The organism is Pseudoalteromonas sp. MQS005 (genome assembly GCF_001661605.1).
GTDB classification, from domain to species: domain Bacteria; phylum Pseudomonadota; class Gammaproteobacteria; order Enterobacterales; family Alteromonadaceae; genus Pseudoalteromonas; species Pseudoalteromonas tetraodonis.
This window is the reverse complement of sequence record NZ_LYRQ01000023.1, coordinates 39,330-60,836: the sequence shown is the minus strand read 5'-3', so window position 1 is coordinate 60,836 and position 21,507 is coordinate 39,330. Positions and strand designations below refer to the sequence as shown.

Below are 21,507 nucleotides of genomic sequence, written 5' to 3'. Positions count from 1 at the left end.
GCGTATAATACATCCTTTATTTTTCGAGTCAACACTTAATTTTAAACTTTCTTGCGATGATTTAAACTTAAGTTTCACTTAACTCTCTGAGCAGCTCATGCCTCGCTATGCGTTGGCGTTCCCCGTCTCAGTGGGGTCGCATTATAGGGAGAACAGATTTTTACGCAAGTCCTTTTTTAAAGAAAAACTAAAAAAACACACTGTTCGGTCAGTATCTGAGCTAAAACAGATGAAACAGCTAGTTTTATAATCAAATCAGGCTTTGCTGGTACTTAAATAAGCGCTACTGTTACACTGATACTATTCATATTGTTTAATTTAAAGGTGCATATATGGCAATACGTTCTTATAAAGGAATAACTCCTGCGTTTAATGATTCTGTTTATATAGACGAGTCGTCTGTATTAGTCGGTGATATCACCCTAGGTGATGATAGTAGTGTATGGCCACTAGTTGCTGCCCGTGGTGATGTTAATCATATTCGTATCGGTAAGCGTACTAATATACAAGATGGCAGTGTTTTACATTTATCAAGAGCGACTAAAAGCAATCCTGAGGGTTACCCACTTATTATTGGTGATGATGTTACCGTGGGTCATAAGGTAATGCTGCATGGCTGCGTTCTAGGTAATCGCATACTCGTAGGCATGGGCGCCATTATTATGGATAACGTGATTGTAGAAGACGAGGTGATTATTGGTGGTGGTGCTTTAGTACCTCCTAATAAGCGTTTAGAGTCTGGCTATTTGTATGTAGGTAGCCCAGCGAAACAAGCCCGCCCTTTAACAGAGCAAGAGCTGAGCTTTTTAAAAGTGTCTGCCGATAATTACGTGCAGCTTAAAGATGAATACTTAGCTGAAAACGCGAAATAATCACAACTTTTTGCTTAATTAAGTAAACTCACTTCTATTTGCCCTGCCGAGTTATAGCTTTCGTCTTCGATTAGCTGCTCGGCACGCTCTTCATAATCAAATCGATATTGTTCAAAATAACGCGTTGCATGACTCTCATCGGCTAAATTTAAACTACTTACAGCAATCACACACTCAACTAGCATTCCGCTTACTTGTGCAAAAAAAACTAATTGATGAGTTGGCTCTCTAAATTCGAGTCGGTCTATAAACTGTATTGCTTGATTCATTTAAGTACTCCCTGCTTTAATGCAATAACAACGGGAACAATGTCCGGCATTTTATTTCGCCATACATAATAAGCTTGTGCAGCTTGCCCTACTAACATGCCACTGCCATCTAATAGCTTAGCCGCTTTATTGTGTTCGCTCACCCAATTCATAAATAGCGTATTTTGCGTCGCATAAAACATATCGTAAGCCATTTCACATGCGCTTAAATACTTAGAGCTTAGTGCAGGTAATTCGTTATTCATACTACTCGAGGTTGAATTTATAACCAAGTGATAATCAACTTGAGGAAGGTCGTCAAAACCATACCCCGAAACATTGCCGTGCTCGGTAAAGAGTTTTGCCAAAGTTTGGGCTTTATGTGCAGTGCGATTAACGATAATAATTTCTTTAGGCTGTTGCTCAAGTAAAGGTAAAATAACACCACGGGCAGCGCCACCTGCACCAATTATCAATAGGCGTTTACCTGTTATTGTTATTTTATTCGCTAGTAAATCGTTCACAAAGCCTATGCCGTCGGTGTTATCACCGAGTAAGGTACCATCATCGCGCTTTTTAAGGGTGTTTACTGCGCCTGCAAGTTTAGCCACTGAGGTTAGTTCATCGGCTAAAGCAAAGGCCTGCTCTTTAAAAGGAACAGTGACATTTGCGCCTTTGCCCCCTTGTTCAAAAAAAGTAGCGACTGTTTTTTCAAACTCATCGATAGGTGCTAATATTGCGCGATAGTCGATTTGCTCTCCCAATGACTTAGCAAACTGCTGATGTATGCTGGGAGATTTTGAATGTTTGATTGGATTTCCAAAAACCGCATATTTGTCCATTTTAAACAACCTCTTTGCAGTTTTAGTACTGCCTATTAACGATGATAAAACTATGATTAAAAGACTCTTTTCAAGATCAAAGCCGTCTACAACCACTCAAGCGCCTACGCCAGAGAAAACCCCGTATGAAATCATCGGCGGAGAAGCGCCCACGCGTGCAATTGCCAATAGATTCTACGACATAATGGCCAGCGATGAATACGCTAAACCGTTATATGATATGCATCCTCAACCATTAGATAGAATTCGCCAAGTATTTTTTGAGTTTTTATCGGGTTGGCTTGGTGGCCCAGACTTATTTGTAGAAAAACATGGCCATCCAATGCTGCGCAAACGCCATATGCCATTTCCTATTGATCAAGATTTACGTGATCAGTGGATGTATTGCATGAATAAAACCTTAGACATAGAAATTGATAACCCCGTTTTACGCGAAGGTTTACGCCAATCACTGGCACAGCTTGCCAGTCATATGATTAATCAGCATTAATTTACCCCGCTTTTTAATTGGGGATTATTTGCGCTAAGTCAAAACCCGCTTTTCTAAAATAGAGATAATACCCTATTAAATAGTTAGAAAAGCGTGGCGCGTGTGAAATCAATCCAACATAAAATTTATGCTTTGTTAGCGTTAACCGGCATTATTGTACTCATAGCCAGTATTTTTAGTAGTGCGAGTCAACAGCGCACGCTCGCACAAGATACGGTGGCAGAAAATATTAAGCTACTTGCCGATAACTATTTTGATTCAATAAACACCATGATGCTAACGGGCACTATGGCTAATCGAGAATTATTGAGCCAAAAGCTACGCAAACACCCTAATATAGAAGATGCTCATATTATTCGCTCCGATATAGTTAATAAACTGTATGGGGCCGGAAATAAAAACCAAACAGCAACTAATAACAACGAACGCGAAGCACTGCAGGGTAAAGAAAGCTTATTTATAGAGCAAAACACTGATAGCCGCAGTATGACCTACCTACGCCCGATGTATGCGAGCTCTGATTATAAAGGTACAAACTGTTTGGGCTGCCATCAAGCACAAGAAGGCGATGTACTAGGTGTGGTAAAAATTAGCTATTCCTTAGCAGATATTGATAGCGAGGTAACTTACAACACCTTAATAACCACCAGCCTACTGTCTACTATTTTTATTATTGCCTTTGTGCTGCTAGGTATAGTGTTTAGAAAAATATTTATAGTGCGCCTTAAAAAGCTAGGCCATGCAATGCACTTAGCCACTACTAATAAAGATTTAACCTTACGCATTGAAGATAACGCCGAAGATGAACTCGGCTGGCTTGCCACTAGTTTTAACCAAATGATTGCTACGTTTAAAGATAACATTGCTCAGGTATCTCACTCTTCAAAAGTGCTTATTCATTCAGCAGAGAAAATTTATACTTCTGCCGATACTACTGAGCGCGCTATTTTAGAACAAAAGAAAAGTACCGACTCGGTAGCCGCAGCAATTAATGAGCTAGAAAGCTCATCCAATGAAGTAAGAAACACCACTCATTTTGCTCAAGAAAAATCTGAGAACAGTAATGAGCTAGCACAGCAAAGCATGCAGGTTGCAGAGCAAACAGAGCTCAGTATAAATCAACTAGCTGAAGATGTACGCCAAGCGGCAGATCAAGTGAGACAACTGCAAGAGCAAACGCTTGAAGTGGGTAAAGTGCTTGAGGTGATCAGCAGTATCGCCGAGCAAACAAATTTATTAGCACTTAATGCAGCCATTGAAGCTGCCCGTGCAGGTGAAGCAGGCCGAGGGTTTGCCGTTGTTGCTGATGAAGTACGAACTTTAGCAACCCGAACTCATGCCTCTACCGATGAAATACGCCGTACTATAGATAAGTTGCAATCAGAAGCAGCGCAAACAGTTAAAACCATGGGTGAGTCCTGTGCGGAGGCAGACGAAAGAGCGCAACAAGTACAACAAGTTGCACAGGCTTTAAAAGATATTTCTAGCCAAATGAATGAAATAAATGAGCTAAATATACAAATAGCCGATGCAACAGAGCAGCAAAATCTAGCCGCCGAAGAAATAAACAGAAGCGTTGTTGGTATCAGTGATAATGCAGAGCAATCGTTAGTGGATGCGGATGAAAATCAAAAAGTCAGTGAAGAGTTACTCAATTTAGCTCGCTCGTTAGATGAGCAGGTACGAAGCTTTAAACTAAAACAATAATTTTAAAAGCCAGTCAATAAGTAGTTTATTGACTGGCATATCATTCTTAGCCTAGAGCTAACCAATCACGTGGCTTTAAGAAATCTTTATATAATAATGCCTCTGCACTGTCTTCGGCTGGGGTATAGTTATATTCCCAACGTGCTAAAGGTGGCATCGACATTAAAATAGATTCAGTTCGGCCACCGCTTTGTAAGCCAAATAATGTGCCGCGGTCCCAGACTAAATTAAACTCAACATAACGACCACGGCGATATAATTGAAAGTCGCGTTGTTGTTCGGTGTACTTATCGTTTTTGCGACGCTCAATAATAGGAACGTAAGCATCTAAAAAGCCATTACCCACCGATTGCATAAATGCAAAGCTTTGCTCAAAACCTAACTCATTCAAATCGTCAAAAAATAAGCCGCCTACGCCGCGAGTTTCATCACGATGTTTTAAATAAAAGTATTCGTCACACCATTTTTTATATTTTGGATAAACATCATCACCAAATGGCTGACACACATCGTGCGCAACTTGGTGCCAATGCACTACATCTTCAAGTACAGGATAAAACGGGGTTAAATCAAAACCACCACCAAACCACCAAATCGGTTCTTCACCTTCTTTTTCGGCAATAAAAAAGCGTACATTGGCATGGCTTGTTGGTATATGCGGGTTTTTAGGATGAATCACTAACGATACACCACACGCATGAAAGCTGCGCCCAGCAAGCTCAGGTCTATGTGCAGTGGCAGAGCCCGGCATAGAGGCACCAAATACATGAGAGTAATTAACCCCCCCTTGCTCAATCACATTACCATTGGTGATAACGCGAGTACGACCACCGCCGCCCTCTTCTCGCTGCCAGCTGTCTTCAACAAACTGTGCTTTCCCGTCTGCTGCTTCTAAGCCTTGGCAAATGGTATCTTGCAAAGCCATAAAGTACGCTTTTACTTGTTTTAATAATTCGCTTTGCATCGTTAACCTCTGAATACATTGCCAGTCATGGCATCTTTAATGGTACTTGGTTGCGTATTACCACCTAATGGTTCATCAACATAAAAACTAACCTGCTCGCCAAACTGCTGCTGAGCTTCAACAATACTTGTTACCGTTTCTTGGCCGGTTAAATTAGCACTTGTTGATACCAGTGGTTTACCAAACTGTTGGCATAAACGTTTAACTGTAGGGTGGTTAGTTACTCTTACTGCAATAGTATCAAACTGCCCTGTTAACCACTTTGGGGTAGACTTAGCTGCAGGCATCACCCAAGTGAGTGCGCCTGGCCAACTTGAAAAAATATCGGCACGTTTATCCATAGGCAGCTTAGCGTCATCGACGTATTTTAATAATTGCCCGTAATTGTCAGCAATTAAAATAAGCCCTTTTTCAACGGGGCGTTGTTTAATACTCAATAAACGTTCCACCGCCTGTTGATTGTCAGGGTCGCAACCAAGGCCATAAACAGCTTCGGTTGGGTATAAAATAACATCGCCTTGTTCTAAGCTAGTTATTGCAGCAGATAAAGAAGAAAGGTCAGACAAAATTGTCTCCAGAGATATTTACGTTATTCAGTGGCAGCAAACTTATGCATACAGCTTTTTTGTGGGCATTGTAACACAACACCACTCGCGGTTTTTTTCTCAGTAACAACTGGCCAGTCACATACAGGACACGCTTGAGCTACAGGTTTATGATTAAGCGTATATTTACAGCTTGGGTAACAGTCGCAAGAATAAAACACTTTCCCAAATTTATTGCTGCGTGAAACCAAGTGGCCTTTTTTACATTTAGGGCAACTAATCACAGGCTCTTCACTTGGCGTATTGTCATGCTCACTGGCAATATAATGACATTCAGGGTAACCGGTACAGCCAATAAACATACCGTAGCGGCCATTTTTCACCACCAGCGGCTTGCTACACTCTGGACACTCGCTGTCCTCAAGTACTTTGATTTCATTGCTATCATGATGTGCAAGCGGGCGAATAAAATCGCACTTAGGGTAACTAGCGCAGCCTAAAAAAGGCCCAGATTTACTATTACGAATGACGAGTTCTGAACCACATTGCGGGCATATCTCATATTCTTTTTCTAAGGCGTGTTTATTAGCCGAGAAAAGTGAATGATCGATTTTACTCATGTAAATCCTAGTGGTTGGTGAATTTTCGCCTAATATACCCAAAACCCTTAAAGATACAAGCTATGGCAGTCGGTTTGTTAACGCTGAAAATAATAAAACACGCAATAATGATTAATGTAACACTTCACTGGGCTCATCAAAAATAAGATCTTCCATTTGCTCATACGCCTGCTGAGAATCAGGTGCGTTAAATAACACCATAAGAATTAACCATTTTAAATCTTCCAAAGTAATAGCTGAATTATCAAGCGCCGCTAAACGGTCCATCACCATTTCACGAGTGGTGCTATTAATAACGCCCGTTTGTTCAACAAACATTAAAAAGCCGCGACACTCGGTGTCGAGAACTTGGCACTCACTGTCGGTAAAAATACGCACTGCATGTTGTGGAGTGGCTAATAAATAAGGCGATTCATTGCTGTATTGTAATGCGGCAAGTTGATCTAACCAGTCAATGGCTTTGTTAATTTCGGGTTTGTTAAACCCAGCGCGAAGTAACTCATCGGTAAGTGTGCTTTGCTCAACAAATACATCACTTTCGCTGTGAACATAGTTTTCAAATAAATACATGAGAATATCAAACATATTATCCTCCAGCGCTTAATTTAATATAGCCGTCTAATACACGTTCAATTTGATCGTCTAACTCTAAATCAAGCAATCGCGCTTGTACTTTATCAATTGGCCACTGTACTCGACGCATAATATCGTCCACACTGGTCACCTCAAAACCAATACTGTTAAGCACCTCGCAATCTGAGGTTACAGCATCAGTTAACTCTTTATAGTTTAGACCAGAAGGGTATGAAAAGTTCATCTCATCTAGAATATCGGCGACGTTTTCTACCAGCTTAGCACCTTGCTTAATTAAAAAATGACTTGCTTGTGCCAGCGGGTTTTTAATTGAGCCTGGCACCGCAAAAACGTCTTTATTTTGTTCAAGCGCATAACGTACGGTGATCAGTGAGCCACTTTTAATTTCGGCTTCAACAATTAAAACGCCTAAAGAGAGTCCTGAAATAATACGATTACGCCGTGGAAAGTTATGCGCGTTGGCCGCGGTGCCCGGTAAAAACTCACTTACCAATAAACCCTGTGTTAATACTTGCTCTGTAAGTAACTTATGGCGTTTAGGGTAATAAACATCAACACCAGTCCCTAGTACGGCAATGGTTTTACCATTTCCTGCCAGCGCTCCTTTATGGGCAGCACCATCAATGCCACGCGCCATACCAGAGGTTACTGTTATGCCAGCAAGCGTTAGCTGATGTGCAAATTCTGCAGCAATTTCAAGTCCTGTGGTGGTTGCATTTCGACTGCCAACAATCGCAATTTGTGGAGAAGACAGTAAGCTGATATCGCCTTTACAAAAAAGTAATAATGGCGCACTGGCTATTTGTTTTAGGTGTTCTGGGTAGGTGGTATCAAAAATACTAATAACAATAATATGTTGCTGGCTAATAAGCTGTTCATAATGCGCAACTTGCTGCCAATTTGTATTAAGTAAATTGCTTGCTTGGCTCGCTGTTAAGCCCAACATAACCAGCTGGGAATGCGATAAGGAAAACAGCGACTCTAAACTGTGCTGCTTAGAGAGGGCTAATAGCGTTTTTATTCCAAGCCCTTTGCATAAGTAAAAGGCAAGCCAATGGCTTAGCTTGCCAAACGATTGCTCCATGTTCCCTCCTAGAACACCGACTCGCTACTTAATGAATTACTGCCAAATCTCCAATGCGAATTGGGTGCTGATTTTTAGTGATCAGCGCATAACTAACTTTGTCATACACTTTAAAAATAATCATTTCACCAACTTTCTCTGCTGGCATTTTCCAAGTAACGCTATCTTCATCGGTTTCTGAGCCAAATAATTCGCTAGTAGCCGATACCAATTTTTCTAAACGACTTGAATCTTCGGTATAACGCGGGCCTCTGGCACTATCAATCACCTTAGGTGACTGACGTTCAATATCCAGTACATGACCTACTTTAACTTGTTGCTCTGAACCTAAGTTTAGCACCACTACATCCATCGTGCTAAATTCTCTCACCTCGCGCGGAGAGGCAATCACTTGACCCTGCATTGGCTGTTCAGGACGATGCATCTCAAAATATACTGGCAGCATCTGCCCTTCCATTGCAGGTAATAAAAAGTCACCCTGTTTGATCTCACGTTTTACTGATTCAACTCTTACTGAGGCAGGTTCGCCATTGGCCGCATCACCTGTTCTAAACGCACGAGCCATACCCACATAAGATGCTCTACTCGCTAACTCTTCACCGGTATTAGGGTCAGTATAAGGCGCACCTTTATGATAAATAGCATATGCCTGATGACGTTTTAAGTTACCTTTTACATATAAAATATGGTCAATAGTTTGGGTTTTGGTATTTTCGTTGGCGCCCAAAATATAGGGCTTTTCTTTTATCGAATCGCTGTTAATAGCTTGCTCAAACGACAAATACGGTTTAATCAACGCAAGAGGTAAAGTTGTTATCGCATCTTTCCCTTTTGGCGTAATACGTCCCATAGGTGATAGCTTTCGATACGCTTTATTAATCACTAAACGCGGATTACCGTCTGTATCGTAAATTAATGCTAACGCATCTCCCGGATAAATAAGGTGAGGGTTGTCTATTTGTGGATTCATTTGCCATAGTTCAGGCCATAACCAAGGTTCGTTTAGATATATAGCTGAGATATCCCAAAGCGTGTCACCTTTTTTCACAACATACTGTTTAGGTGCATCTTTTTTTATAGTTAGTACATCTGCCAGCACAGGAAAAGTTGCACCTAATGCAAGTATAATTGCAATTAATGGAGATTTCATTGAGCTTCCTCATAGTGTTTTTTCATTATTATTAACCAAAACCTGTTAAAGGGGAACGTGAATGGCTAAAATAAGAACATACAATACCCTAAATTTAAGCATAAGTGTAAAAGGTAACTATGGCTAGGTTAGAAGTTTTAAGATTTCCAGATGAACGTTTACGTACAATCGCAAAAGAAGTAACTGTTGTTGACGATCAAGTGCGTGAAATTGTCAAAGATATGCTAGAAACTATGTACGATGAAAATGGTATTGGGCTTGCTGCTACACAGGTTGATATTCACCAGCGTATTGTGGTGATCGACGTATCAGAAGAGCGCAATGAACCACTCGTGCTTATCAATCCGCAAATTATCAAAAAAGATGGCTCAACCGTGAGCGAAGAAGGCTGTTTATCAGTTCCTCATTCGTATGCAAAAGTTGACCGTGCAGAAACCGTTACCGTAGCTGCACTGAACGAAGAAGGTAAAGAATTTATTCTTGATGCTGACGAATTATTAGCGATTTGTATTCAGCATGAACTTGATCACCTTCAAGGTAAATTATTTATTGATTATTTATCTCCATTAAAGCGCCAACGCATTCGTAAAAAGCTTGAAAAAGAAGCGAAGTTTGCAGCGCAGTAATAAGCACCTTAGTAAATAATTAGGAAACTCAGTGACACAACCATTACGCATTATATTTGCCGGTACGCCGGACTTTGCTGCACGCCATCTGCAAGCACTCATAAATAGTGAACACCAAATAGTGGGCGTTTACAGTCAACCAGATCGTCCAGCGGGTCGCGGAAAAAAACTAAAAGCCAGTGAAGTAAAAGCGCTTGCATTAGAACATGACCTACCCGTTTTTCAACCGCAATCACTCAAAACAGACGACGCACTTGAAGAGCTAAGCAGCCTCAATGCCGATATCATGATTGTCGTTGCCTACGGTTTAATTTTACCTAAATCCATTTTAGATGCCCCACGTTTAGGGTGTTTAAATGTACATGGTTCTATTTTACCGCGCTGGCGTGGCGCCGCACCTATTCAACGCGCTATTTGGGCAGGCGATCAGCAAACCGGTGTAACCATAATGCAAATGGATGAAGGGCTAGATACCGGCGATATGCTGCATATTAGCCGCTGCCCTATTGATAGTACTGAAACCAGTGCAAGCTTATACACTAAGCTTGCTGAACTGGGACCTGGTGCATTAATCGACACCATAAATCGTTTAGCTAACGGGGACATAACGCCTGAGCCACAGAACGACGCCGATGCCAATTACGCTAAAAAGCTCTCAAAAGACGAAGCCAACATTGATTGGTCTATGGATGCCGAGCAAATCGAGCGTAACATTCGTGCCTTTAACCCATGGCCAGTATGCTTTACCCAAATGCGTGGTAATACGGTAAAAATATACCAAGCAAACGTGGTTGAACAATCAGGCGCAGCTGGCACTGTATTAACAAGTGATAAAAACGGTATCGTTGTGGCTTGTGGTAAACACGCTTTATCTATTGGCGAATTACAACCACAAGGCAAAAAGCCAATGGCAATTAATGATTTTTTAAACGGTCGTAGCGACTGGGTCACACCCGGCACCGTATTAGGCGAAAATAATGAGTAATGTAAGCAATGTCAGAGCGCTAGCCGCTGAAACTTTATATAACGTGGTTGATAAAGGCGCATCGCTTAATCAAGAACTCCCTTTCGCTAGCCAAGGCCTATCTCCTAAAGATAAAGCCTTACTGCAGCAAATTTGCTATGGAGTATTACGGTACTTACCTAGCCTAGAAAATTATTGCCAGCATTTAGTAGAACAACCGCTTAAAGGCAAACGCCGTATTTTCCAGTTTTTGTTATATGTAGGTATTTACCAACTACAACACATGCGTGTACCGCCGCATGCAGCAATTAGCGAAACCGTTAATGCGTTACAACAATTACGCGCTCTTGGCTTAAAAGGGCTTATTAACGCCATTTTACGAAGCTTTCAGCGCCAACAAGCTGAGCTTGAAGAAAAAGCCAAACAAATTCCGGTGTGTTTATACAACCATCCAAACTGGTTTATAAAGCAAGTAAAAGAAGCCTACCCAGATAGCTGGGAAGACATTCTAGAAGCTAATCAGCAACAAGCGCCAATGTGGCTTCGAGTGAATCAATCGCAGTTTAGCACCCAAGAATATAGCGAAATGCTAACCGCTAACGATATTGAACATACTCTAAATCCTGATTTTATTGATGGCATTAAACTAAGCAAACCACGCGATGTGTTTTCACTTCCTGAGTTTGATACCGGTGCCTGTTCAGTACAAGATGCGGCAGCGCAGCTTGCTGCACGCTACCTAGACCCACAAAATGGTGATGCAATACTCGATGCCTGTGCAGCGCCTGGTGGTAAAACCTGCCATATTTTAGAGCTTGCCGACGCAGATGTGCTTGCGCTTGATAGCGATGCCACACGCCTAGAACGTGTTAAACAAAACCTAGAACGCATAGGTTTGGGCGCCGACTTACAATGTGGTGATGCATCGCAACCTCACACTTGGTGGGATGAAGAACAATTTGATCGTATTTTGTTAGATGTACCCTGCTCTGCAACTGGCGTAATTCGTCGTCACCCAGATATTAAATGGTTACGTCGCGCATCCGACATTAACGATTTATCGACCCTGCAAGGCGATATACTCGACAGCATTTGGCCATTGTTAAAGCCAGGCGGTACATTGGTGTATGCAACCTGTTCGGTGCTTCCACAAGAAAACCAACAACAAGTTGCTAAGTTTTTAGCTAATAATGAAGACGCAGAGCATATTCCTTTGCACAGCGAAGACACTAAAACCACACCAGGCTTGCAGTTATTACCAGGCGAAAGTGACGGTTTTTACTACGCTAAATTAGTTAAAAAAGCCTAGGTAACACATTTAGCTACTTCAGTTTAGAGGTAGCTAATACTTTGATGTAATTAGTATTAATAATACGGGTACATAATGAAAATAATCATACTCGGTGCTGGGCAAGTTGGCGGCACACTCGCAGAAAACCTAGTGGGTGAACAAAACGAAATAACCGTAGTTGATATCGACGGTAACCGCTTGCGCGAACTGCAAGATAAGTACGATTTACAAGGTGTTGCAGGCCATGGCGCTCACCCCGACGTGTTAAGTCGCGCAGGGGCTGAAGATGCCGATATGATTATTGCGGTGACCAGCTCAGATGAAGTTAACATGGTGGCATGCCAAGTTGCCTACAGTATTTTTAATACACCGACCAAAATAGCCCGTATTCGCTCTGAGCAGTATTTAAAATACCGCGAAAAACTCTTTCATAATGATGACTTACCTGTCGATCATTACATAGCCCCAGAAGCACTCGTTACTAAGTATATTCGCCGCCTAATAGACTACCCTGGCGCATTACAAGTACTGCAATTTGCCGATGGCATGCTCTCTTTAGTGGCTGTAAAAGCCTACTATGGCGGCTTATTGGTAGGCTATGCCCTATCTACACTTAAGCAGCATATTCCTAATGTTGAAACTCGGGTAGCCGCTATTTACCGCCAAGGTAAAGCGATAAAACCCTTAGGCACCACCGTAATAGAAGCCGACGATGAAGTATTTTTTATTGCCGCAACCAAACACATTCGTGCGGTAATGAACGAGCTACAAAAGCTGGAACGCTCGTATAAAAAAATCATGATTGCCGGTGGCGGTAATATTGGTGCAGGTCTAGCCCGTTCACTGGAAAGAAACCACAGCGTTAAGTTACTAGAGCGAAGTAAAGAGCGTGCCGAACAGCTTTCTGAAATGCTCGACAACACCGTGGTATTTTGTGGTGATGCATCCGATCAGGAGCTGCTCTCTGAAGAACACATTGAACAGGTTGATGTTTTCATTGCCGTTACCAACGACGATGAAGTAAATATAATGTCGGCTATGCTCGCAAAACGCATGGGGGCACAAAAAACCATGGTACTTATTCAACGAGGCGCTTACGTTGATTTAGTACAGGGCGGCGAAATTGATATTGCTATTTCACCACAACAAGCGACTATTTCTGCATTGCTGACTCACGTGCGCCGTGGTGATATTGTAAACGTGTACTCGTTGCGTAAAGGGGCTGCAGAAGCCATAGAAGCGGTTGCCCATGGTGATGAAAATACCTCTAAAGTGGTAGGTCGCGCAATTGCCGATATTAAATTGCCTGCAGGTACCACAATAGGTGCAATTGTGCGAAATGACGATGTACTGATTGCCCATGACGATACAATTATTTTGTCAGGCGATCATGTAATCATGTTCTTAATTGATAAAAAGCACATTAACGTGGTTGAAAAGTTATTCCAAGTTAGCGCTATTTTTCTATAATTAAACTGCTTGAGTTAAGTAATCAACAAGCACAAAAAAGCCGCTGACTATTAAGCGGCTTTAGTGGAGTATGATGGGTTAATACTTATTGTACTCTTGCAAACTCTTCTTTAGAAAGTTCACCATTTCCGTCGGTATCTAAGTCATCAAAAATGTTCATTAGTTGTTTATTAGCGGCGGCTTCCTGCTGGCTAATTACACCATCGCCATTACTATCAAAAGAGGCAAAATCTACCGCTGCATAAGCTGCTGATGATGACGCTAATACTAAAATCGCAAGTGTTGTGTTTAATGCTTTCATAATAAGTCTCCTATAAGAGGGAAATCCTTTTCTGAGATCCCTGTGCAATGAAAAAAGTCAAAAATTAAAAGTTTGCAAACTCAGCTTTAGAAAGCTCACCATTACCGTCAGTATCAAGCTCAGTAAATGCGGCTGTTAAATCAGCGTTTACAGCGGCTTCGCTTTGACTAATAGCACCGTTACCATCAGTATCAAGCATGTCAAAGTCGCTTGCTGCAAAAGCAGCTGATGAAGAAGCTAGCGCGATAAGTGCAAATGTTTTATGTAATGTTTTCATAATTTAATCCTTCAAAATGTAATGCAATGGTCTATCAAAAAATTGTGTCTGGCTATCACGGTCCTTGTTATTCTCTTTCATAGGCTTCCTTGCCTATTTAGGTTGTCTTTGGCAACTCAGAATATACTTAGCCTTGCCTTATGCTTTCGAAAATTCTTCTTTTGATAGCTCACCGTTTTGGTCAGTATCAAGCTCTGAGAACATGCTCATTAATTTTGCATCAACCGATGCTTCGCTTTGGCTAATAGCGCCGTTACCGTCGGTATCTAGTGTGTCAAAGTCGCTCGCTGCAAAGGCAGCTGATGAAGAAGCAAGAGCGATAAGTGCAAATGTTTTGTGTAATGTTTTCATAATGAGTATTCCTTAAAATCGTTTAAATAATGGGGGAGCTTTTAACTCCCAAAACTTTAATAGCTTAGGGTTATGCTTTAGAGAACTCTTGTTTTGATAACTCACCGTTTTGGTCAGTATCAAGCTCTGAAAACATGCTCATTAATTTTGCATCAACCGATGCTTCGCTTTGACTGATTGCGCCGTTGCCGTCAGCGTCTAGCGTGTCAAAGTCGCTTGCTGCAAAAGCGGCTGATGAAGAAGCCAATGCGATAAGTGCTAAAGTTTTATTAATGCTTTTCATAATCTATCTTCCTTCAAAGTTTATGTTTTATGCGATTAAGTGTTTTACTTTAAATCACGTTTCGTTCAATACAGCCTGACTATTACAACTTCGATGCCAAAAATATAAAAACCATAATTTTCAATAAATTAACCAGCAACTAGCTGAAAATGGCGCTATTTAACTCGTTATTTTGTTGCTTTTTAGCAACAGTAGATAAGGCAATAAAATTAAAACAATAAAAATCAAAGAGTTGAGTTTAAGGAAAATCCCACACAGTCGATGAGCAATCGCTAAAAAAGAGGATTAAATAAACAAAAAGGAAGGTGAGTTGAGTTTAATTTTGTTATAAACAAAAAAATCAGAATAAAAAACATATTTAACTAATTGTTTTTAATGAATTTATAAAATAAATTTGAAATGGCTTTTAAAAATAACAACAACACATGGCTATTTGTTGCAAAAGAGCGAAAATGTTAGAGCTTGTTGATATTTTAGAATTGTAAAATGTTCAGCGTCGACAGATAACAGGCCTTATACAATTTCAACTTCAAGTGCACTAGGGTCAATGAAGTGATCCCCCATCAGGGCTTTCATTTGCTCTTCACTGGCAAATAATCGAATTCCGCAATATATGCCCTTAGCATGTTTTTTCACACTGCATATTTGCCCTTCGTGCTTTGTATCTTCATCAAACACTACGATGCAACGCATATCTTTAATGTCGTCGATTTCTTGGGTTGTTTTAATATCAAACATAACACCCGTTAACGAAATATCTTTTATAACGCCTTCAAAAGAAGGGCGATCATCCGATAATTTTAACTTGGCTGGAAACAGCGTCGGTATACGCGCTTGCGAGCGCAGTTCAAATAGCTGTACTTGTGAAGGATAGTCGATAAACAATAACTTAGCCGGGTGAGATGCTACAGACATAAGCTGCTGACGAAACGCTAAAACATGCCCACCACTGCCCTCTATAAGCGCTCTTACCACCACCATCACACCATCGCGTAAATAATCACTTGCCATGGGGAGCCGTTTTGCATTGGGGTAATTTAAAATAATAAACTTATTTTCTAATAAGCCTATAAACTCTGTTTTTACGCGTCGGCTACTCGTGGGGGTGAGGATTTCTAAATCAACTATGCCACCCGTGACGATTTGGTTTAACTTTTCCAAATTGGTTTTTCGCATATTTCCTTCCTGATATTTATAACGTTATCCACGCCAAAATGTTGGGGTAAATAGCACAAGTAAGGTAAATATCTCTAAACGACCAAATACCATTGCCACGGTTAATATCCATTTTGCAGTATCGGTAATAGCGCCATAATGAGAAGCAACATCACCTAAACCAGGCCCAAGGTTATTTAAACACGCTGCCGTTGCTGAGAATGCCGTTATATTGTCTAACCCGGTGCCCATTAACGCTAACATAATAATAATAAAGACTAGTGCATAAGCCGAGAAAAAACCCCATACCGCTTCAACTACTTTATCTGGTAGCGCCTTTCGTCCTAACTTTATAGAATATATAGCTCGAGGATGCACTAAGCGGTTTAGCTCTCGCACCCCTTGTAGATAAAGTAAAAACACGCGCACTACTTTCATACCGCCACCAGTTGAACCAGCACAGCCACCAATAAAACTAGAGAATATTAATAAAATAGGTAAAAACAAAGGCCAAGCAGAAAAGTTATCTGTGGCAAATCCTGCGGTGCTGCTTATAGATACAGCTTGAAACAATGCCTGATCGAGGGTTTCATCGCCATTGGCATAAACATCGTGAGATGAAAGTACCGTGAAACAAATCACCACCAGTGCGAGCTGAATACATAGAAACACTTTGAATTCAGGGTCACGAATGTAGACACTAATATTACGACTCGCTACAGCAGCATAATGCAGAGAAAAGTTAATGGCTGCGATAATTAAAAAGAACACACAAATAAAGTTAATTACTGGGCTATCAAAATGCCCCATTGAAGCGTCATAAGTAGAAAAACCACCAATGGCCACCGTAGAAAAAGCATGGCAAATTGCATCAAACCAATTCATGCCAGCGCTCCAATACGCCAAAGTACATGCAAGGGTAATAGACACATAAATATACCAAAGGTGTTTAGCGGTGTCGGCTATACGCGGGGTCATTTTGGAATCTTTTACGGGGCCTGGAATCTCAGCCCGATACAACTGCATACCACCTACGCCAAGCATTGGCAGGATTGCTACCGCTAATACAATGATCCCCATACCACCAAACCACTGTAATTGTTGGCGATAAAACAATACAGATTTAGGCAGATACTCTATGCCGGTCAGTACGGTAGCTCCTGTAGTGGTTAAGCCAGAAAAGGCTTCAAACACGGCATCGGCCAAAGAGAGGTTGGGTTCTTGTAAAAATACCAGCGGTAAGGAGGCAAACGCGCCTAGTACCAGCCAAAACAAAACCACGATTAAAAAGCCTTCGCGGGCTTTTAAATCGCCATGCTCATGCCTATTTGGGTAATAAGCCATTAAGCCAATAACAACACTGAATATAAAGGCTAAAACAAACGGCACCCCTCCACCATCTTTATAAATTAAAGACACTAGCGCTGGTGGCACCATAGTAATACTGAATAGCGCAACCAATTGGCCAAGAATTTTTATGATGGTACGAAATTGCATTGAGCGTATCGCTTTTTTATTAGTAAATTAAAATAACTACTGTATGACTCGAAATTTAATGTTTAATCATTAAATGGGATGAATGTAAGACTATTACTCTTTGATTGTTAACTCAACTGCGCCGTGGCTTAAATCAAAAATATCTTTGATGGCTTGCTGCGCTTGGCGACTATCAATGGTAATAGTCCACTCAATATTTGCAGTAAACTGCTTTTCAATATTAAGTACCTGAAAGTTGGTTTTTAAGTATTGCTCTATCGCCCCTTGCATACTGTATTCACTAAAGCCCACCAGCTCAGCACTCGGCACTTTCACCACGGTTTGTAGTTTTGCTAAGGCATTATTGAGTGAACCACCATAAGCACGCACCAGCCCACCCGTACCGAGCTTTATACCTCCAAAGTAACGTGTTACCACAGCGGTCACTTCACCTAAGCCTGAGCCCACTAGCACATTAAGCATGGGTTTACCGGCGGTGCCATTGGGCTCCCCGTCATCAGAAAAACCATAAACATGGCTGCCACCTGGGTTACCTGCAACATGTGCCCAACAATTGTGACGTGCATCACTGTATTTTTCTTCAATATTTTTAATAAAGGCTTTCGCAGCATTTAGATCGGGCGTGTGGCCTATATGAACGATAAAGGTACTTTTTTTAATTTCTTCTTGATGAAATACAGCTTCGGCTGGGTATTTATATTCAGACATAGCACTTACTTAGGCTTTAATTAAAAAAATGGGGCCAAAAGGCCCCTTTGTATCCGTTTATTTTAGCGCGTATTGACTAACTCGTCTTTAATAAGGATTTAGTCGAGTAATAAATTACGCGTCATATTTTCTAGGCTATCTTCGTGAACAATAATATTGTCCTCGATACGAATACCGCCAAAAGGTTTAAACGCTTCGACCTTTTCCCAGTTAATAAATTGCTTATTGTCTGTTTGTGCTAAATCACCCAATAAAGAGTCAATAAAGTACAAACCTGGCTCAATAGTAAACACTTGGTTTTTCTCAATTAAGCGAGTACAGCGCAAGAATGGATGACCCTCTGGTGGCGCTTGATGTGCCCCTGTTTCATCACGCATAAAACCACCCACATCGTGAACCTGTGCACCTAAATGATGCCCGAGTCCATGCGGGAAGAAAGTTGAGGTAATTTGACGCTCAACAATTTCAGCTGCAGGTAGTTTAACAATATCAAAATCACTTAATAGCTGAGCAATACGGTTATGACAATCAATATGCAGATCGCCATACAGTAAACCTGGCTTTAAGCTTTTTCCTAACTCAATTTGATGCGCTGTCATAGCGTTAACTAAGTCAGCAAACTCACCCTGCTTTTTAAAGTCGTAGGTACGGGTAATATCCGCAGCGTAACCATTAAAATTAGCGCCCGCATCAATTAAAAATGAATTATGCGTTTGTGGTGCTTTTGGCTCAAAATGGGTGTAGTGCAAAATAGCGCAGTTTTCGTTAAGGGCCACAATGTTGCCATATGGCATTTCGTTTTCACTTTGGCGTGTTGCCATTAAGTAAGCTTGCTGAATATCAAACTCGCTACCACCATTAAAAAAAGCATCACGCGCTGCTTTATGGCCATCAACCGCAATACGGTTCGCATTACGTAAACACTCAAGTTCATATTGCGTTTTATAAGCACGGTGGTAATGAATATAGTTAAGTACTGGCTCAGGGTTCATAATACTAAAGCCAAGTGCTTGTGCTACTTCGAGGTATTCACCAATGTAGGCAAATTTAGCTTTATCGTAAGGTAGTAGCTTTTCAACCTGATCAGGTTGTAATAACAATTCAATATCGAAGTATTCTGCCCAAAAATCTCTTGGCTCATCAGGTACTTTATGCCAAAAATCAATTGGACGATAAAAAATAAGTTTTGGCTTATCGCTACCATTTACCACTATCCAGCAATGTGGATTATCAATAACCGGTAGCCACGCTTTAAAATGGGGGTTAACTTTAAACGGGTAATACATATCATCTAAAAATTGGCGCTTAGCTTGGCCTGAATGAATGACTAATCCTTCTAACCCTTCTTGCTCACAAATAGTACGTGTACGCTGCTGCAATGTTGCAATATGTTCGGCGTATAAAACGGCTAATTTTTCCATAATAAACCCATCTGTTAAATTTAACTTGCTTTGAGTCTACCACTTATACACAAAGCGCTCAAAAAAGAGGGATACTTACTGTGTAAATATCCCTCTGTGGTTGTAGATTTATTTTTACTATCCGCCCATCGTCATTTCTAATATGGGGGCTAGAAGGTTTCCCTCCCGACCAAGGCGAGTATGATAAACCTGCCGATAAGCAAATACATTTTTTACATAATCTCGGGTTTCTCTATAAGGAATAAGTTCAACCCATAGCTCAGCCGGCATTGCTTCTTCTGGTAACCAACGCTTAATACGATGATACCCAGCGTTATAAGATGCTGTAGCTAACACCTCATTGCCGTGGTTTTTCTTTTTTAAATACTGTAAATAACGAGTCCCGAGACGAATGTTGGTTTTTGGTTGATACAAACGACGATTAGAAACCGTGCCTTTATTAATATACTTTGCCGTACTCGGTAATAGCTGCATTAACCCGCGTGCATTTGCATGGGAGCGCGCATCAGGTGCAAATGAGCTTTCGCGACGTGCAATAGCAATACTCCAAGTTAGGTCAATTTTGCTTCGCTTGCTGTAACGCTCAAACATTTCTTGAAATGCAAAAGGGAAACGCAAATCCACATAATCCCATGCTTTTATTTTTGCTAGGGTGAATATAGTACTATCAAACCAATCCAGCTCGGCTGCAAGTACCGACGCAGCTAATTTTTCATCATCAGCTGAGGTATCAGTTAAATAATTCCACTCGCGTCGAGCGGCAGTAAAGCGCTCTAATTCATACAGGGCTTTGGCACGCTTAAAGCCTGGCGCATTACTCACTCTTGTTACTAAAGCTTGATTTACATTAACGGGCAACTCATTTAAATCAACCGGTATGCCCAAACGCGCAGCGGCTAAAAAACCATAATAATCACGGTTAGCGGCCACTTTCGTCCAAATTGCCTTGGCTTTTTCATGATCTGCGCGTTTGTCATAACTATAAGCAAGCCAATACTGTTGCCCTAAGCTAAGATTTTCTTTACCTGTAAAAAATGCCGCAATTCCCTCCCAATCTTGGGTTTTGAGTAGATTAGCTAACTGCCATTGCATTAATTTACGATCTTGGCGCTCTTTGGGTACTTTATTTAAATAGAAGCTAGCTTGGCTATGGCCGCTCGACGCCAATGAAAGCGCAAAGGTATAATATACATCCGCTTTTTCATCATCAGTGTAATCAAATAACCCCTCAATTTTTTGCCATGCCTTTAATGCCAACTCTTTATCACGCCAAATTAAACGCTTAATACCATAAAGCGCTATTTCACCCTCTTTCACTGTTTTGCGCTTATAACGGTATAACCCCGCCGCTGCACTTGGGTCACGTCTTACTTTTGAGTATAAATCGGCTAAGTAGCGCTCATTGGCTGGCAACAATGTTTTTAAATAAGGCAGTAAACGATAAGACCCACCTTGTGCCGCTAAAGTGACACGTTGCCAAACAACATCGGGCGTTAAATAACCATTTTGACGCCAGCGTTTAAAAAGGCCATCGCATTCACTTGGCTGCGACTCACCCACTGTCCATAAGTCGGTTACCTGATTGAGTATTGCTTTTTTAGGCGCACCAAGATCAAGCTGAAAAGTAAGGTGGGTACAAGTAAGCTCACTGTCAGAGGTTTCACGGTAGTTTTTAATAAACGCTGCTTTTTGATTTCTGCGTTTTAAATAGTTTAACCATGCTTTACGCACTGGCCACTCTAATGGCGTATGTTCATAAACAGTGAGAAAATTTTCTATCTCTGTTTGGTGGGCTAAGCTTGGGTAACGTTCCCAATAGGCTTTTTCAACATACGGTTTAAGCGGATGAGACAATGAATCCACCGCTTCTTTAAAATTTTGATAATTGCCATAGCGCGCCTGTTTTTCAGCGTCTAAAAATGCATCAATATCAGTTTTCGCGTTGGCAGAGGGGAAAGAGAAAAATAGAGTCGCTGCCGCTACGCTTAATAAGTATTTTTTCATAATGTCCTTTAGGGCATAGTAACCTTCAAGGCTGACGAAGTGT

Annotated in this window: 24 protein-coding genes; 7 read left to right on the top strand and 17 right to left on the bottom strand. The window is 41.1% G+C overall.

From position 1 onward, the window contains the following. The first annotated feature begins 332 nt into the window (after positions 1 to 332). Positions 333 to 872, top strand: coding sequence for a gamma carbonic anhydrase family protein (locus tag A9479_RS09995; RefSeq protein WP_064663334.1), 540 nt, complete (start codon positions 333 to 335; stop codon positions 870 to 872). Positions 873 to 886: 14 nt separating this feature from the next. Here A9479_RS09995 and A9479_RS09990 read toward each other — a convergent pair whose 3' ends face one another. Both A9479_RS09990 and aroE read right to left on the bottom strand, forming a co-directional pair. Then, the gene (locus A9479_RS09990; protein WP_013463676.1) at positions 887 to 1,141 is read right to left on the bottom strand and encodes a DUF1488 domain-containing protein; all 255 of its coding nucleotides are present in this window, start codon (positions 1,139 to 1,141) and stop codon (positions 887 to 889) included. After that, complete coding sequence (aroE, locus tag A9479_RS09985) at positions 1,138 to 1,962, bottom strand: shikimate dehydrogenase (protein ID WP_064663333.1); 825 nt, start codon at positions 1,960 to 1,962, stop codon at positions 1,138 to 1,140. Before aroE ends, A9479_RS09990 begins: the two co-directional genes overlap by 4 nt. Before the next feature lie 52 nt (positions 1,963 to 2,014). On the opposite strand from aroE, the gene A9479_RS09980 reads away from it, so the two are divergent. Both A9479_RS09980 and A9479_RS09975 read left to right on the top strand, forming a co-directional pair. Further along, complete coding sequence (locus tag A9479_RS09980) at positions 2,015 to 2,452, top strand: group II truncated hemoglobin (protein ID WP_013463674.1); 438 nt, start codon at positions 2,015 to 2,017, stop codon at positions 2,450 to 2,452. Between the two features lie 102 nt (positions 2,453 to 2,554). Beyond that, on the top strand, positions 2,555 to 4,159 hold the full coding sequence (locus A9479_RS09975; RefSeq protein ID WP_064663332.1) for a methyl-accepting chemotaxis protein: 1,605 nt from the start codon (positions 2,555 to 2,557) through the stop codon (positions 4,157 to 4,159). Between the two features lie 46 nt (positions 4,160 to 4,205). On the opposite strand, the gene hemF is transcribed toward A9479_RS09975, so the two are convergent. The 6 genes from hemF to A9479_RS09945 all read right to left on the bottom strand — a co-directional run bounded on the left by hemF (position 4,206) and on the right by A9479_RS09945 (position 9,116). Beyond that, entirely contained in the window at positions 4,206 to 5,123 is a 918-nt protein-coding gene (gene hemF / locus A9479_RS09970; protein WP_013463672.1) for an oxygen-dependent coproporphyrinogen oxidase, read from the bottom strand. Between the two features lie 2 nt (positions 5,124 to 5,125). Then, entirely contained in the window at positions 5,126 to 5,689 is a 564-nt protein-coding gene (locus tag A9479_RS09965) for an L-threonylcarbamoyladenylate synthase (protein ID WP_033102908.1), read from the bottom strand. Between the two features lie 23 nt (positions 5,690 to 5,712). After that, positions 5,713 to 6,288, bottom strand: a complete 576-nt coding sequence (locus tag A9479_RS09960) for a type I DNA topoisomerase (RefSeq protein WP_064663331.1) — start codon at positions 6,286 to 6,288, stop codon at positions 5,713 to 5,715. A 111-nt stretch (positions 6,289 to 6,399) separates the two neighbouring features. Continuing rightward, entirely contained in the window at positions 6,400 to 6,873 is a 474-nt protein-coding gene (locus A9479_RS09955) for a DUF494 family protein (protein WP_013463668.1), read from the bottom strand. A 1-nt stretch (position 6,874) separates the two neighbouring features. Further along, entirely contained in the window at positions 6,875 to 7,966 is a 1,092-nt protein-coding gene (dprA, locus tag A9479_RS09950; RefSeq protein WP_013463667.1) for a DNA-processing protein DprA, read from the bottom strand. 28 nt (positions 7,967 to 7,994) lie between these two features. Then, positions 7,995 to 9,116 (bottom strand): LysM peptidoglycan-binding domain-containing protein, encoded by a 1,122-nt coding sequence (locus A9479_RS09945; protein ID WP_016900042.1) that lies wholly within the window; start codon positions 9,114 to 9,116, stop codon positions 7,995 to 7,997. Positions 9,117 to 9,235: 119 nt separating this feature from the next. On the opposite strand from A9479_RS09945, the gene def reads away from it, so the two are divergent. The 4 genes from def to trkA all read left to right on the top strand — a co-directional run bounded on the left by def (position 9,236) and on the right by trkA (position 13,467). Next, positions 9,236 to 9,742, top strand: a complete 507-nt coding sequence (gene def / locus A9479_RS09940) for a peptide deformylase (RefSeq protein WP_013463665.1) — start codon at positions 9,236 to 9,238, stop codon at positions 9,740 to 9,742. Between the two features lie 31 nt (positions 9,743 to 9,773). After that, positions 9,774 to 10,727 (top strand): methionyl-tRNA formyltransferase, encoded by a 954-nt coding sequence (gene fmt / locus A9479_RS09935; protein WP_064663330.1) that lies wholly within the window; start codon positions 9,774 to 9,776, stop codon positions 10,725 to 10,727. Then, the gene (gene rsmB / locus A9479_RS09930) at positions 10,720 to 12,015 is read left to right on the top strand and encodes a 16S rRNA (cytosine(967)-C(5))-methyltransferase RsmB (protein WP_064663329.1); all 1,296 of its coding nucleotides are present in this window, start codon (positions 10,720 to 10,722) and stop codon (positions 12,013 to 12,015) included. Before fmt ends, rsmB begins: the two co-directional genes overlap by 8 nt. A 75-nt stretch (positions 12,016 to 12,090) precedes the next feature. Next, the gene (gene trkA / locus A9479_RS09925) at positions 12,091 to 13,467 is read left to right on the top strand and encodes a Trk system potassium transporter TrkA (RefSeq protein ID WP_008112933.1); all 1,377 of its coding nucleotides are present in this window, start codon (positions 12,091 to 12,093) and stop codon (positions 13,465 to 13,467) included. A gap of 85 nt (positions 13,468 to 13,552) precedes the next feature. Here trkA and A9479_RS09920 read toward each other — a convergent pair whose 3' ends face one another. From A9479_RS09920 to A9479_RS09880, 9 genes are all read right to left on the bottom strand, one after another. After that, positions 13,553 to 13,768, bottom strand: a complete 216-nt coding sequence (locus tag A9479_RS09920; protein ID WP_016900039.1) for an EF-hand domain-containing protein — start codon at positions 13,766 to 13,768, stop codon at positions 13,553 to 13,555. Positions 13,769 to 13,832: 64 nt separating this feature from the next. After that, a complete protein-coding gene (locus tag A9479_RS09915) occupies positions 13,833 to 14,045 on the bottom strand; it encodes an EF-hand domain-containing protein (RefSeq protein ID WP_013463660.1) in 213 nt (70 codons plus the stop codon). Between the two features lie 138 nt (positions 14,046 to 14,183). Further along, positions 14,184 to 14,396 carry an EF-hand domain-containing protein gene (locus tag A9479_RS09910; RefSeq protein ID WP_013463659.1) on the bottom strand — a complete coding sequence of 71 codons (213 nt, stop codon included), beginning with the start codon at positions 14,394 to 14,396 and terminating at the stop codon, positions 14,184 to 14,186. A 70-nt stretch (positions 14,397 to 14,466) separates the two neighbouring features. Continuing rightward, positions 14,467 to 14,679: an EF-hand domain-containing protein gene (locus A9479_RS09905; RefSeq protein ID WP_064663328.1), complete on the bottom strand. Its 213-nt coding sequence runs from the start codon at positions 14,677 to 14,679 to the stop codon at positions 14,467 to 14,469. A 513-nt stretch (positions 14,680 to 15,192) separates the two neighbouring features. Continuing rightward, positions 15,193 to 15,855 carry a flagellar brake protein gene (locus A9479_RS09900; RefSeq protein WP_064663327.1) on the bottom strand — a complete coding sequence of 221 codons (663 nt, stop codon included), beginning with the start codon at positions 15,853 to 15,855 and terminating at the stop codon, positions 15,193 to 15,195. 24 nt (positions 15,856 to 15,879) lie between these two features. After that, positions 15,880 to 17,331, bottom strand: coding sequence for a TrkH family potassium uptake protein (locus A9479_RS09895; RefSeq protein ID WP_013463656.1), 1,452 nt, complete (start codon positions 17,329 to 17,331; stop codon positions 15,880 to 15,882). Positions 17,332 to 17,424: 93 nt separating this feature from the next. Continuing rightward, a complete protein-coding gene (locus A9479_RS09890) occupies positions 17,425 to 18,039 on the bottom strand; it encodes a YigZ family protein (RefSeq protein ID WP_016900036.1) in 615 nt (204 codons plus the stop codon). A gap of 98 nt (positions 18,040 to 18,137) precedes the next feature. Next, positions 18,138 to 19,460: a Xaa-Pro dipeptidase gene (pepQ, locus tag A9479_RS09885; protein ID WP_013463654.1), complete on the bottom strand. Its 1,323-nt coding sequence runs from the start codon at positions 19,458 to 19,460 to the stop codon at positions 18,138 to 18,140. A 117-nt stretch (positions 19,461 to 19,577) separates the two neighbouring features. Next, positions 19,578 to 21,464 carry a lytic transglycosylase domain-containing protein gene (locus A9479_RS09880; protein ID WP_024601481.1) on the bottom strand — a complete coding sequence of 629 codons (1,887 nt, stop codon included), beginning with the start codon at positions 21,462 to 21,464 and terminating at the stop codon, positions 19,578 to 19,580. Positions 21,465 to 21,507 lie beyond the last annotated feature (43 nt).

Excerpts from the sequence above, each read along its gene's own strand:
- A9479_RS09995 (WP_064663334.1), top strand. The coding sequence starts at position 333 with ATGGCAATACGTTCTTATAAAGGAATAACTCCTGCGTTTAATGATTCT.
- A9479_RS09990 (WP_013463676.1), bottom strand. The coding sequence starts at position 1,141 with ATGAATCAAGCAATACAGTTTATAGACCGACTCGAATTTAGAGAGCCA.
- aroE (WP_064663333.1), bottom strand. The coding sequence starts at position 1,962 with ATGGACAAATATGCGGTTTTTGGAAATCCAATCAAACATTCAAAATCT.
- A9479_RS09980 (WP_013463674.1), top strand. The coding sequence starts at position 2,015 with ATGATTAAAAGACTCTTTTCAAGATCAAAGCCGTCTACAACCACTCAA.
- hemF (WP_013463672.1), bottom strand. The coding sequence starts at position 5,123 with ATGCAAAGCGAATTATTAAAACAAGTAAAAGCGTACTTTATGGCTTTG.
- A9479_RS09960 (WP_064663331.1), bottom strand. The coding sequence starts at position 6,288 with ATGAGTAAAATCGATCATTCACTTTTCTCGGCTAATAAACACGCCTTA.
- A9479_RS09955 (WP_013463668.1), bottom strand. The coding sequence starts at position 6,873 with ATGTTTGATATTCTCATGTATTTATTTGAAAACTATGTTCACAGCGAA.
- dprA (WP_013463667.1), bottom strand. The coding sequence starts at position 7,966 with ATGGAGCAATCGTTTGGCAAGCTAAGCCATTGGCTTGCCTTTTACTTA.
- A9479_RS09945 (WP_016900042.1), bottom strand. The coding sequence starts at position 9,116 with ATGAAATCTCCATTAATTGCAATTATACTTGCATTAGGTGCAACTTTT.
- def (WP_013463665.1), top strand. The coding sequence starts at position 9,236 with ATGGCTAGGTTAGAAGTTTTAAGATTTCCAGATGAACGTTTACGTACA.
- rsmB (WP_064663329.1), top strand. The coding sequence starts at position 10,720 with ATGAGTAATGTAAGCAATGTCAGAGCGCTAGCCGCTGAAACTTTATAT.
- trkA (WP_008112933.1), top strand. The coding sequence starts at position 12,091 with ATGAAAATAATCATACTCGGTGCTGGGCAAGTTGGCGGCACACTCGCA.
- A9479_RS09920 (WP_016900039.1), bottom strand. The coding sequence starts at position 13,768 with ATGAAAGCATTAAACACAACACTTGCGATTTTAGTATTAGCGTCATCA.
- A9479_RS09915 (WP_013463660.1), bottom strand. The coding sequence starts at position 14,045 with ATGAAAACATTACATAAAACATTTGCACTTATCGCGCTAGCTTCTTCA.
- A9479_RS09910 (WP_013463659.1), bottom strand. The coding sequence starts at position 14,396 with ATGAAAACATTACACAAAACATTTGCACTTATCGCTCTTGCTTCTTCA.
- A9479_RS09905 (WP_064663328.1), bottom strand. The coding sequence starts at position 14,679 with ATGAAAAGCATTAATAAAACTTTAGCACTTATCGCATTGGCTTCTTCA.
- A9479_RS09900 (WP_064663327.1), bottom strand. The coding sequence starts at position 15,855 with ATGCGAAAAACCAATTTGGAAAAGTTAAACCAAATCGTCACGGGTGGC.
- A9479_RS09895 (WP_013463656.1), bottom strand. The coding sequence starts at position 17,331 with ATGCAATTTCGTACCATCATAAAAATTCTTGGCCAATTGGTTGCGCTA.
- A9479_RS09890 (WP_016900036.1), bottom strand. The coding sequence starts at position 18,039 with ATGTCTGAATATAAATACCCAGCCGAAGCTGTATTTCATCAAGAAGAA.
- pepQ (WP_013463654.1), bottom strand. The coding sequence starts at position 19,460 with ATGGAAAAATTAGCCGTTTTATACGCCGAACATATTGCAACATTGCAG.
- A9479_RS09880 (WP_024601481.1), bottom strand. The coding sequence starts at position 21,464 with ATGAAAAAATACTTATTAAGCGTAGCGGCAGCGACTCTATTTTTCTCT.